At 68.3% G+C, this 12,587-nt stretch carries 6 protein-coding genes; 3 read left to right on the top strand and 3 right to left on the bottom strand.

Annotated features, from left to right (window positions below):
• Positions 1–8: 8 nt before the first annotated feature.
• The 3 genes from AC3FMM_RS08560 to AC3FMM_RS08550 all read right to left on the bottom strand — a co-directional run bounded on the left by AC3FMM_RS08560 (position 9) and on the right by AC3FMM_RS08550 (position 4,936).
• Positions 9–1,232, bottom strand: coding sequence for a CaiB/BaiF CoA transferase family protein (locus tag AC3FMM_RS08560; protein ID WP_488686434.1), 1,224 nt, complete (start codon positions 1,230–1,232; stop codon positions 9–11).
• Positions 1,233–1,260: 28 nt separating this feature from the next.
• Complete coding sequence (locus AC3FMM_RS08555; RefSeq protein WP_115713818.1) at positions 1,261–2,859, bottom strand: FAD-binding oxidoreductase; 1,599 nt, start codon at positions 2,857–2,859, stop codon at positions 1,261–1,263.
• 322 nt (positions 2,860–3,181) lie between these two features.
• A complete protein-coding gene (locus AC3FMM_RS08550) occupies positions 3,182–4,936 on the bottom strand; it encodes a sigma-54 interaction domain-containing protein (protein ID WP_414248624.1) in 1,755 nt (584 codons plus the stop codon).
• Positions 4,937–5,121: 185 nt separating this feature from the next.
• Here AC3FMM_RS08550 and AC3FMM_RS08545 point away from each other — a divergent pair, with 185 nt between their 5' ends.
• The 3 genes from AC3FMM_RS08545 to AC3FMM_RS08535 are packed head-to-tail and all read left to right on the top strand — an operon-like array spanning position 5,122 to position 12,561.
• Positions 5,122–6,672, top strand: a complete 1,551-nt coding sequence (locus AC3FMM_RS08545; protein ID WP_473704846.1) for an acyl-CoA carboxylase subunit beta — start codon at positions 5,122–5,124, stop codon at positions 6,670–6,672.
• Between the two features lie 55 nt (positions 6,673–6,727).
• Complete coding sequence (locus AC3FMM_RS08540) at positions 6,728–10,045, top strand: acetyl-CoA carboxylase family protein (RefSeq protein ID WP_488686433.1); 3,318 nt, start codon at positions 6,728–6,730, stop codon at positions 10,043–10,045.
• A gap of 44 nt (positions 10,046–10,089) precedes the next feature.
• A complete protein-coding gene (locus tag AC3FMM_RS08535; protein ID WP_488686432.1) occupies positions 10,090–12,561 on the top strand; it encodes a CaiB/BaiF CoA-transferase family protein in 2,472 nt (823 codons plus the stop codon).
• Positions 12,562–12,587: the final 26 nt, after the last annotated feature.

Below are 12,587 nucleotides of genomic sequence, written 5' to 3'. Positions count from 1 at the left end.
CCTGCGCTTCAAATCGTTCCTCCCCGGCGCAATCCCGAAATCCGGTCCGCGGACCAGCCGAGGTCGCGGCTCAGGATGTCGTCCGTATGCTCGCCGAGCACCGGCGGCGCACGCCGATACTCGACAGTGGAGCGGGAGAACTTGATTGGGTTGGCGATCTGTGGCGCGATCGCTCCGCTTCCATGGGGAAGCGAGAACACCATGCCGCGCGACTGCACTTGCGGATCCGACAAGGCCTGCGGAATCGTATGGATCGGTCCGCACGGCACGCCGGCGGCTTCCAGTTTGTCCAGCCAGCCTGCCGTGTCGCGGCCACGGAATCGCTCCGCCAGCAAGAACACCAGGCTCTCGCGGTGCTTCAGGCGCGCGGCGTTGGTCGCGTAGCGCTCGTCGCGTGCCAGTTCGCCCAGGTCCAGTGCGTCGCACAGGGCGCCGAACTGCCGGTCGTTGCCGACGGCAACGATCAGCGCGCCATCGCTGGTCGCGAACGACTGGTAGGGCGCGAGGTTCGGATGGGCGTTCCCCCAACGTCGTGGCTCGGCACCCGCTACCAGGTAGTTGGACGCCTGGTTCGCAAGCCACGCGACCTGCGTGTCGAGCAGGCTCATGTCGATGTACTGGCCGCGTGCGCTCCCGACCCGTTCGAACAAGGCGCTGACGATGGCCACGGATGCGTACATCCCCGTCATCAGGTCCGAGATCGGTACGCCGCATTTCTGCGGCCCGCCGCCGGGGCGGTCATCGCACTCGCCGGTGATGCTCATGAGCCCGCCCATGGCCTGCACCACGAAGTCGTAGCCGGCCCGGTGACTATACGGCCCGGTCTGCCCGAAGCCGGTGATCGAACAGTACACCAGGCGTGGATTGAGCTCCGCCAGCGTGTCGTAGTCCAGGCCATAGCGCCGCATGTCGCCGCACTTATAGTTCTCGACGAAAACGTCGGCCGTTTTCGCCAGTTCGCGGAGCACGGCCTGTCCCGCCTCGCTGCTGACGTCCACGGTGATCGAGCGCTTGCCGCGATTGGCGCAAAGAAAATAGGCCGACTCAGCCGTCGGGGTGCCGTCTTCCCGGGCAAGGAAGGGCGGCCCCCAGGCGCGCGTATCGTCCCCGCTGCCGGGCCGCTCAACCTTGATCACGTCGGCACCGAGGTCCGACAGCAACTGGGTGCTCCACGGTCCCGCAAGGATGCGGCTCAGGTCGAGCACCCGGATGCCTTCCAAAGGTCCTGCCATGGTTTTGCCTCCTGTGAATGCCCGGGCTTCAGCTCGGGTCGAACAGCACGCCGGGATTCAGGATCTGCTTCGGGTCGAACGCTTGCTTGGCCGCCTTCAGCGCGGTGCAGAACAGCTCGGGCCGCTCCTTGTCATACCAGGGGCGATGGTCCCGTCCGAGCGCGTGGTGGTGTGTGACGGTGCCGCCGGCGTCCACCATGGCCTGCTCCGCCACCCGCTTGATTGCCATGTACTGCTCGGGAATGCGGGCCTTGTCCCCATAGGCAAACCAGGTGAAGTAGGGCGCGGGGCCGTCCGGATACAGGTGGGTGAAGCGGCACGTCACCGAGCCGGGGCGGCCCGTCACTTCGCGGATGATGCGATGCGTCTCCTTCTTGACGTGCTGGTGAAGTGCGGTGAAGCGGTCCCATGTGACGGCGGTTTCCATGGTTTCGCGCATGACGCCGCGTGCAATGGCGTACTCGCGCAGATAGGGGCCGCGCAGGAACTTGTTGCGCCAGCTTGCCGTGGCCGAATCGGCACCTTCCTCGCTGGTTGCAGCGGTCTCCCAATCGCCTTCGCACGCCGCGCAGATCTCCAGCGCACGCGCCATCCACGCATCGACCGGGTGATCCGCCGACTCGAAGCCCAGCACGAGGATGTCATAGGTGCCGTCGCTGGAGCCGGTGTAGGCTGCCTCCTCGCGCTCGACCAAGCGCGCGTTCGCGGGGTTCAGGCCAGACTGGGACAGCAGCCGTGTCGCCTCCACGGCCTTCGCATAATCGCGGAAGCGCACCGTGATCTGCTTGCGGTAGACCGGGCGGCGGTGCAGCTTGACCCAGGCCTCGGTAATGATGCCAAGCGCGCCCTCCGAGCCCAGGAACAGCCGGTCGGGATTGGGGCCCGAGCCCGATACCGGAAAGCGGCGCGACTCGATATTGCCTGCGGGGGTCACCACCTTGAGGCTTTCGATGTGGTCGTCGATCTGCGTGTATGCAGTGGCGAAATGCCCGGCGGCGCGGGTCGCGATCCAGCCCCCCAGCGACGAGAATTCCCATGCCTGCAGGAAAAAGCGCATGGTCAGCCCGGTGGGCTTGAGCTGGCGTTCCAGGCTCGGCCCGAGCACGCCGGCCTGGATGCGCGCGGCTTGCGAAGTCTGGTCGACTTCCAGCACCTTGTCGAAGTGTTTGAGGTCGAGCGTGAGGACACCCCGGTAGCGATCGTGCTCCGGAGGGTTCACCCCGCCGACCACGCTGGAGCCGCCGCCGTAGGGAACGACGGCAAGCTGTTGGCGGCCGCACCAGTCGAAGAGATCGACGATGTCCTGTTCGGTCCGGGGATACGCGACCACGTCTGGCGGATTCGGGAACTCCTTCCGAATGGCCCGCGCCACGTCCATCGTACCGGCGCCATAGGTGTGATAAAGGCGCTCGTAGTGGTCGGTCGTGCAGATCTCACGCAGCGTTGCAGGCGGCTGTACGCGCGGGGCGCGAAGTTCGATTTCGTCCGCGGTGGGGAAGGGCATGGCCTCGAACTGCTCGACCCCCAGCAACCGGCTCCACGCGGCCTCGAACTCCGAGATTTCCTGCGGCGTGACGGTGTCTCCTTCGTAGCCCCAGCCATAAAACTTCCGACGGCGTTCCTGCATGTCGATGTCTCCAGTGTGGTTTCGGCGCAATGTAATCGATTACATTTTCGTGCAAAAAATACTGCGAAACCGCAGCATAGACCGCTAAACCTGCAATGCAATCGATTACATCAGTGTAGGCGAGGGCAGAATGAAGTCAAGGGCGAAAAACGGGATGTTCAGCAGAAGCGGGACGACGCTGGAAGACGTGGCGAGAAGGGGGGCAAGGGATGGAAGCGGTTAGGGCACGGGGTGTAGAAGAGCCAGCTGCGCCAGTCAGGCTCTCAGCCACAGCATGGGCCCGGCCTTGCCGGGACATTTTCTCTGGGATCCGGATACGCCCCTATTTCGATCGCGACGCGTGCGGCCCGCGCTCCAGGATCTTGTACAGGTGCGAGCGGGAAATCCCCAGCTGCTCGGCCGCGCGTTTCTTGTTGCCGCCGTGGCGCGCGACGGCTTCGGTCACCGCGGCATAGGCCAGTTCCCGCATCCCCGCGGCGGGCTCGGCAGGCGAGCGCTGTGCGGCAGTGGGTAAGGGCAGGTCGTCCGTCGCGGCCGTCTCGTAGGGATCCGCAGCCGCGGGCGCATGCACGGCGGGCTGGCTTTGCGGTCCCGCTAGCCCGCGCGCCGACTCGCCGCGGGCAAAGTCCGCCACGCGCAGCGTCCGGCCATCGCAGAACACCAATGCCTCCTCGATGCGCTGGCGCAACTGGCGCACATTGCCCGGCCATGGCTGGCCGGCGAGGTAACGCGCCACTTCGTGGTCGATGCCGGGCGCGGGCATGGCGTTGCGCGTGCAGAAGGCGTCGACGAAATGCTGCAGCAGCGCCGGGATGTCCTCGCGCCGCTGGCGCAGCGCGGGAATGCGCAGCACCACGCCGCTGAGCCGGTAGTACAGGTCCAGGCGGAATCGCCCCGCGTCGATCAGCTCGGGAATGTCGCGGTTGGTGGCCGAGACCAGCCGGAACTCGACCCGCTGCGCGCGGCGGCTACCCAGGCGTTCGACCATGTGGTCTTCCAGCACGCGCAACAGCTTGACCTGCATTTCCATCGGGATGTCGGCGACCTCGTCGAGAAAGACCGTGCCGCCCGCCGCCAGTTCGAGCTTGCCCGCCTGTCCCTGGCGCTGGCTCCCGGTGAAGGCGCCGGGCGCGTGGCCGAACAGTTCGGACTCGATCAGCGTTGCGGGCAGGGCCGCCAGGTTCAGGCTGACCAGCGGCCGCGCGCTGGCCGGCTCGGCTCCGGCGCCGTGGATGGCGCGGGCCACCAGTTCCTTGCCGGTGCCGCTTTCGCCCAGGATCAGCACCGGCACGTCAAGGCGGGCCACGGTCTGGATTTCGCGGCGCAGGCGCTGCATCGGCGCGCTTTCGCCGATCAGGCCGAACGTCGGTTGCGGTGCGTGCAGGCCATGGCGAAGGCCATCGACCTCGCGCTGGTAGCGCGCCACCTCGGAGCGCAATTCAACCAGTTCCTTGTGCATGCGGACCAGCGCTTCCGGCCCCTTGAACATGACCTGCCCGATGGCGCCCACCACCTCGCCGTCCTGGCGGATCGGCATGCGGTTGACCACGCGGGTGGCGCCGTCAAGCTGCTGCAACTGCCCGATCTCCGCCTTGCCGCTGGCCACCACCTGCGGCAGCCGCGAATTGGGGATGACCTCGGCGGCCGGCCGGCCGATGCCGCCGCCGGTGTCGAGGCCCAGGAATTTCTCATGGACGGGACTGATGAAGCGCACCCGTCCCGCCTTGTCGACCACGGTGATGGCCTGGTACGGGTCGTTCAGGAAGTAGTCCAGGATCGCGCCGGCGAACGGCACCGTGCCGAGGAAGTCGAGCAGCACGGCCTGGGTATCGGCGCGATGCAGAACGATCAGCTGGTGGTCGCCGTCTTCCAGGGACAAGCCGATGAAGCGCTGGTCGGCGGCGTCGACGGGAAACAGCCTGCGTCCCGCACCGGGTGCGCCTGCGCGGGCGCACGCGGCGAACGCCGCGTCGGCGATGGTGGGGTCGGTACAGGCACCGAGCGCTGCCTCGCGAGTACCGTCGCGCGCACAGATGAGCACGCCCAGTGCCAGCTTGTCGGCGTCTTGTGTCGTCATTGAGGACACGTTGTGTCTCCGTGCGTGCCTCTGGTATGGACACGTCGTGTAGTCATTGGGGACATCGTACTGAGGGCAAAGAATTTATTCAATGTAATCAAGGGGTGAATGAGTTTTAGCAGGCTGGCACGTCTCCTGCGAGATGTTGGCAATACATGTATCACGCAAAGACACGGGGGAAGACAGTGAGCTGGCAGCCCGAAATCGATGAACTGGCCCACCGTCGACGGCTCGCCGCCCGGATGGGCGGCGAAGGCAAGGTGGAGCGCCACAGGGCGGCCGGCAAGCTGACGGTGCGCGAGCGCATCGATGCCCTGGCGGACCCCGGCTCGTTCCGGGAGGTCGGGGGCCTGACCGGCAGCGGCCGCTACGACAGCAACGGGCGGCTGGTGGACCTGGTGCCGTCGAATCTCGTGATGGGCCGCGCGCAGGTCGGCGGCCGGCCGGCGGTGCTGGTGGGGGACGACTTCACCGTGCGCGGCGGTGCCAACGAGGGCGCAGTCGGCGACAAGCTGGTCCACGCCGAGAAGATGGCGCACGACCTGCGGCTGCCGATGATCCGGCTGGTCGACGGCACCGGCGGCGGCGGTTCGGTGCGCAATATCGAGATCAAGGGCCATACCCTGATCCCCACCATGAAGGTCTGGCAACACGTGGTGGAAAACATGTCGGTGGTGCCGGTGGTGTCGCTGGCATTGGGCTCGGTCGCGGGCATGGGCGCGGCGCGGGTGGCCGCCAGCCACTATTCGGTGATGGTCAGGGAAACCTCGCAACTGTTCAGCGAGGGCCCGCCTTCGGTCGTGGCCCGCGTGGGCGAGGCGCTGAGCAAGAACGAGCTGGGCGGCAGCCAGATCCACACCCGCAACGGCGTGGTGGACGATGAGGTCGGCACCGAGCAGGAGGCCTTCGCGCGCGCGCGCCAATTCCTGTCCTATCTGCCGCCTTCCGTCTTTGAGCTGCCGCCGCGCCGGGATCCCGGGGACGACCCCGCGCGCCGCGACCAATGGCTGCTGTCGGCGATTCCGCGGGACAGCCGGGCGGATTACCAGATCCGGCCGATCCTGCAGGCCCTGGTGGATGCCGACTCCTGCTTCGAGATCGGCAGGCACTGGGGCTGCGCCGTCATCACCGCGCTGGCCCGCCTGGATGGCTGGCCGGTGGCGCTGATCGCCAGCGACCCGTCCTTCCATGGCGGCAGCTGGGACAGCGACAGCGCCGAGAAATTCACGCGCTTCGTCGACATGGCCCAGGCCTTCCACCTGCCGGTGGTCAACCTGGTCGATACGGCCGGGTTCCAGGTAGGCCTGGACGCCGAAAAGGCAGGGATCATGCGCTACGGCGTGCGCGCGCTGTCGGCGCTCTACCAGGCCACGGTGCCGTGGTGCTCGGTGCTACTGCGCCGTGCCTACGGCGTGTCGGCAGCCGCCCACCAGCACATGGGGCGCTTCAATTTCCGCTATGCCTGGCCTTCCGCCAACTGGGGCGCATTGCCGCTCGAAGGCGGCCTCGACGTCGCCTACAAGGCCGAGATCGAAGGCGCCGACGATCCGGTGCAGAAGCGCGCCGAGATCGAGCTGCGCGTGCGCAGCCTGACCTCGCCGTTCCGCAGCGCGGAAGCCTTCGTCATCGAGGACATCATCGACCCGCGCGACACCCGCGCGCTGCTGTGCGAGTTCGCCAACCTGGCGGCGCCGCTGCGCGAAGCCGGGATCAGCCGCTTTGGCATCCGGCCCTGAGCGCGGCGCTGGACTCGGGCACCCACGGACATCGAATTACAGAGAGGAGACTGCATTGAAGAAGCTGTTGATCGCCAATCGAGGGGAGATCGCGCTGCGCGTGCTGCGCGCCGCACGCGATCTCGAGATCGGGACCGTGTCGGTCTATTCGCAGGACGACCAGGGCGCGCTGCACCGGATCCTGGCCGACGAGGCCGTCGCCCTCGACGGCGCCGGGCCGGGGGCGTACCTCGACATGGCAGGCATCATCGCCGCGGCCAAGGCATGCGGCTGCGATGCGATCCATCCGGGCTATGGCTTCCTCAGCGAACGGGCCGACTTTGCCCAGGCCTGCCAGGACGCCGGCATCCGCTTTATCGGCCCCACCGTCGAGCAGCTCGCGCTGTTCGGCGACAAGGGGCGAGCGCTTGAACTGGCGGCCGACAGCGACGTGCCGGTCATGCCGGCGACGCGCGGCGCGGCCTCGCTGGAAGACATCGCCAGTTTCTTCGACCAGCAAGGCGGCGCGGGCGTGGTGATCAAGGCGGTCGGCGGTGGCGGCGGCCGCGGCATGCGCGTGGTACGCCGGCGCGAAGACCTGGCCGAAGCCTATGCGCGCTGCCGTTCCGAGGCGGGCTCGGCCTTTGGCATCGATGCCGTCTACGCCGAGCGGCTGGTTGCGCGCGCGCGCCATATCGAAGTGCAGATCGCCGGCGACGGCGCGCACGTGATTGCCCTCGGCGAACGCGATTGCACCCTGCAGCGCCGCTTCCAGAAGCTGGTCGAGATTGCCCCGAGCCCGGTACTGAAGCCGCAGCTGCGCGAGCAGATCATCAAGGCGGCGCTCAGGCTGGCGCGCCGCGTCAACTACCAGAGCCTGGGCACTTTCGAGTTCCTGGTCGAGGAAACCGAATCGGGCGAGCAGAAGGACTTTGTCTTCATCGAAGCCAATCCGCGCTTGCAGGTCGAGCACACCATCACCGAGCAGGTCACCGGCGTCGACCTGGTCGCGCTGCAGATCGGCATCGCCGCGGGGCAGGCGCTCACCGATCTCGGCCTGGATCCCGCTGCGCCGCCGCCAGCCCGCGGCTATGCCATCCAGGTGCGCATCAACGCCGAGATGACCGATGCGCAAGGGCTGGCGCGTCCCGCGCTTGGCCGGCTGGAGCGCTTCGATCCGCCTTCGGGCCCGGACGTTCGCGTCGATTCCCATGGCTACACCGGCTATGAACCGTCGCCCAATTTCGACACCCTGCTGGCCAAGCTGATCGTCACCAGCGCAGCGCCGAAATTCGACGCGGCGGTACGGCGCCTGCAGCGCAGCCTGGCGGAGTTCCGCATCGCCGGCGTGCCGACCAACCTCCACCTGCTGCGTGCGCTGGTGCAGCGCGCCGATTTCCTCGCGCAGGACGTCCATACCCGGCACTTCGAGGCGATCGTGCACGAACTGACTGCGGCGGCGGAGGCCATGGCGCAGGCCGGACGCGCGCACGAAGCCTTGCTGGGCGGCGCGGCCCGTGCTGCGCAGGCGCCCGCGCCGCGCCCCGCCGATGCGGAAGAAGAAATCGGCGAGGGCCTGGTGGCGGTCCGTGCGCCGCTGACGGGCAGGGTGGTGGAGATTGGCGTCGCGCTGGACGAGATCGTCAAGCCCGGCCAGACGGTTGCGGTGCTCGACGCCATGAAGATGGAGCACGCCATCGTCGCCGAATGCGGCGGGCGCGTGGTCGACCTGCGGCTGGAGCCGGGCGCACTGGCTGCGGAAAACCAGGTGCTGATCGTGCTGGAGCAGCTCGAGGCCGATGGCATCGCCGTGGCCGCCGCCCAGCAGGCCGATCCCGATGCGATCCGCGCGGACCTGCAGCGCGTGCTGGACCGGCATGCCTATCTGGATGACGCCGCGCGCCCCGATGCCGTCGCCAGGCGCCGCTCGCGCGGCCAGCGCACCGCGCGGGAGAACGTTGCCGACCTGTGCGATCCGGATACCTTTGTCGAATACGGGGCGCTGGCCCTTGCCGCGCAGGCGTCGCGCCGCAGCCAGCAGGACCTGATCGTCAACACCCCGGCCGATGGCCTGATCACCGGCATCGGCCATATCAACGGCGAACTGGTCGGCAAGGAGCGGGCACGCAGCGCGGTGATGGCCTACGACGCCACGGTGATGGCCGGCACGCAGGGCAAGCGCAACCACATCAAGACCGACCGCATCGTCGAGGTGGCGCTGCGCGACGAGCTGCCCCTGGTGCTGTTCGGCGAAGGCGGTGGCGGCCGGCCCGGGGACGTGGATTTCCCTTCGGTGTCCGGGCTGTACCAGCCGTCGTTCGCCGCCTTTGCCGAGCTGAGCGGCAATGTGCCGGTGGTGGGCATTGTCTCGGGGCGCTGCTTCGCCGGCAACGCGGCCTTCGTCGGCTGCTGCGACGTCATCATTGCCGACAAGTCGGCCAATATCGGCATGGCGGGTCCGGCCATGATCGAAGGCGGCGGCCTCGGCGTCTTCCGTCCGGAGGAGGTCGGTCCCGCATCGGTGCAGGTTGCCAACGGCGTGGTCGATATCCTGGTCGACAACGAGGCCCAGGCCGTGCAGGCGGCGAAGCACTACCTGTCGATGTTCCAGGGGCGCGTGGCGCACTGGAGCGCGCCGCAAGCGCTGGCGCTGCGCCATGTCGTGCCGGAGAACCGGCTGCGCGTGTACGACACCCGCAAGGCCATCGAGGGCATCGCCGACGTCGGCAGCGTGCTGATGCTGCGCGTCGGCTTCGGCGCGGGCATCCACACCGCGCTGGCCCGCGTGGAAGGCCAGCCCGTCGGCATCATGGCCAACAACCCCTATCACCTTGGCGGCGCCATCGATGCGGACGCCGCGGACAAGGCGTCGCGCTTCATGCAGCTGTGCGATGCGCACGGCCTGCCGATCATCTCGCTGATCGACACCCCGGGGTTCATGGTGGGTCCGGAATGCGAGGCCCGGGCGCAGGTGCGGCACGTGTCGCGCATGTTCCTGACGGCGGCCAAGCTGCGGGTCGCGTTGCTGGCGGTGACCCTGCGCAAGGGCTATGGCCTGGGTGCGATGGCCATGGCGGGCGGTGGCTTCCGCTCGGCAAGTTTTACCGTGTCGTGGCCGACCGGCGAATTCGGGCCCATGGGTCTGGAGGGCGCGGTCAGGCTTGGCTTCAAGAAGGAGCTCGAGGCCGTGCCGGATGGTCCCGAGCGCAAGGCGCTGTTCGACAGGCTGGTGGCCCAGTCCTACGAGCGCGGCCACGCGATCAACACCGCGGCCGCGGTCGAGATCGATGCGGTGATCGACCCCGCGCAGACCCGCAAGTGGATCGCCCAGGGCATCGCCTCGGCGGACTTGCGCGGCCGCAGGGAGCGCCGCGGATTCATCGATGCGTGGTAAGCACCGTGCCCGACCAATCGCTGCACACAGCACAAGAGGTTTCCATGATGAAGCATGGGTTTGACCCGGCGCAGCTGGCGCTGGGCGGCTTGCGCGTGCTCGAGGTCGGCAGCGGCCCCGCGCTGGCGTACGCGGGCAAGCTGTTCGCCGACTTCGGCGCCGAAGTCATCAAGGTCGAAAGCCCCGCGGGCGACGCGTGGCGGCGGATGCCGCCGCTGGTCAGCGCAGCGGATGCCGGCCAGCCGGAAAGCGCGCTGTTTGCGTGGCTGAATACCAACAAGCGAAGCGTTACTGCCGACGACCGGGACGTAGAGGACGCCGCGTGGCTGGCGCAGCTGGCGCTGACGTGCGACGTGGTGCTGGACGCCCGTGCGCTGGCTGAAGGCCCTGGCATTCTCGGCACGCCGGTCTGGCTGCGGGCGGCCGGCGACACGCCACGGCACGAGCCGATCGAGGTGGCACTGACCTGGTTCGGCGAGAGCGGGCCGTACAGCCATTACGCCGGCGCCGAAGCCGTGTGCCGCGGGCTTGCCGGCGCCGTGCACGGCAGCGGCCCCGCGGAGGGGCCGCCGCACATGCCGCACGACGTGCAGTCGGCGATCGTGGTCGGGCTGAGCGCATTCTCGGCCGCCGTCGCGGCGCTGATCGGAAGCGGGCAGGGCAGCCGCCGCTATGTGCTGAGCGCCCATGAAGCGATCTTCGGCGTGGTCGAGATGGAAGCGGGCATGGTGCAGGACCAGCGCCATCCGCTGCGGCGCCTTGGCGTCAACCGGTTCTGCGGCACGCATCCGGCCGGGATCTACCAGACCGCCGAAGGGTGGATCGGCATCTTTACGCACACGCTGCCGCAGTGGAAGGGCCTGTGCGAGGCCATCGGGCTTCCGGACCTCGGCAGCGATCCACGCTACGCCAGCGGCCCGGAACGGATGGAACGCGCCGACGAGATCGACGCGCTGCTGAGGCCTGCCTTCCTGACGCGCACGGCGCGGCAGTGGTTCGAGATCCTGGGCGACAAGAAGCATCCGGCCGTGATCGTGCCGACCATGGAGACCCTGCTTGGCCAGGCAGTGCACCGGCAGCGCGGCGCTTTCGTGCCGGTCGGCGTGGGCGGCGCTTCGTTCGAGGGCCCGGTGGTGCCGCTGCGCCTCGATGCGGCGGGGCCGCTGCCCGGCGGCAATGCGCCGGCTAAGGGTGAGCATGGCCTGCACTACCGCACCGCGGGACTGGATCATCGCCCGCGCCTGAGCCTCAGGCGCACGGCCGGCGAACGCTTGCCGCTGCAGGGCATTCGCGTCGTCGACCTGACCATGGGCTGGGCGGGGCCGCTGGCGGCGCGGACGCTGGCCGACTTTGGCGCGGAGATCATCAAGGTCGAGAGCACCGGCTATCCCGACTGGTGGCGCGGCGCCAATTTCACCGAGGCGTTCTATCGGGACAGGCTGTACGAGAAGAACTCGAACTTCAACCTGATGAACCGCAACAAGCTGGGGATCACGCTGGACCTGACGCGCCCCGAAGGCAAGCAGTTGCTGCTGCAGCTGGTCGAAAGCGCCGACGCGGTCATCGAGAATTACTCCGCCGAGGTCCTGCCAAAGCTCGGCCTGGACTACGAAGCACTGCGCGCCAGGAACGAACGGCTGGTGATGCTGTCGATGCCGGCCTTCGGACTCGGCAACGCGTGGAGCAACACCCGTGCGTACGGCGGCACGCTCGAGCAGGCCAGCGGGCTGCCGCTGTACACGGGCCACCCGGATGGTCCGCCGGCCATGACGTCGTACGCCTATGGCGATCCTGTCGGCGGCCTGAACGGCGGCGCGGCGATCCTGCTTGCGCTGTTTGCGCAGCAGACGACGGGGCAGGGGCGGCACATCAACCTGTCGCAGGTAGAGGCGATGCTGCCGATGGCCGCACCGTTCATGCTGGAGCAATCCGTCACCGGCGCCGTGTCGCCGCGGCAGGGCAATCGCCATCCGATGCATTCGCCGCATGGGTGCTTCCGTTGCGCAGGCGACGATGCATGGATCGTACTGACGGTGACCGATGCGGACTGGCCCGCGCTGTGCGGGGCGATCGGCCGGGCGGACCTTGCCGCCGATCCCCGCCTGGCGCAGGCCGCGGGACGGCGCGCCGAGGCGGACAGGATCGAGCAGGCGATCAAGTCCTGGTGCGTGGTCCGCGACGCCGAAGCGGCAATGCACCAGCTGCAACTGGCCGGAATCGCCGCGGGCGTGGTGCGGCCCATGTCGCAGGTGCTGCAGGACCCCCACCTGCGCGCGCGCGGGTTCTGGCGCGAAGTCGAGCGCGCCCACATCGGCACCTACACAGCCAGCACCGCATGGTTCAGGACCGGGCCGGACCCCGTGCCCATCCGCCATGTCGCGCCAACGCTGGGCGAACACACCAAAGCGGTGCTGCGCCGCGTGCTTGGGCTCAGCGCGGACCGGATCGCAAGCCTGGCACAACAGGGCATCACCGGCACCGTCGCGAAACCAAAGCACGCGAAGGAAACGACATAGGCCGGCAAGCATTCAGCACACCAATC

The sequence above is a fragment of the Cupriavidus sp. 207A1 genome (assembly GCF_057798955.1).
This window is presented reverse-complemented; position numbering and strand designations above follow the sequence as displayed.